This is a genomic window from Mesorhizobium sp. M1A.T.Ca.IN.004.03.1.1 (genome assembly GCF_003997555.1).
In the GTDB taxonomy this organism is placed as follows: Bacteria; Pseudomonadota; Alphaproteobacteria; order Rhizobiales; family Rhizobiaceae; genus Mesorhizobium.
In genome coordinates, this window is sequence record NZ_RZTV01000711.1 from 1 (window position 1) to 253 (window position 253).

Annotated in this window: 1 pseudogene; it reads left to right on the forward strand. The window is 58.1% G+C overall.

The features are described from left to right. Window positions 1–253 (forward strand): annotated as a pseudogene (locus tag EOD29_RS33530) (response regulator transcription factor); the annotation flags it as partial.

Sequence of the window (253 nt, forward strand, 5' to 3'; positions counted from 1 at the left end):
CGTCAACATCAGCACTTTCGTCGTCGGGCTGAGCGCCAGGACGAAAGTGCTGATGTTGACGGTATCCGAAGAGGTGGACACGCTGCTCGGAGCCCTGCAGCAGGGCGCGATGGGCTACGTTCTCAAAGGTGTCGGTTCCCGCGGTCTCGCCGAAGCGATTAAAACCGTCCTCAGCGGATCGCGATATGTCTCGCCGACGATGTCGGCGAAGGCGATGGAAAATTCGCTACATAACGGAAACTCCGACAAGAAC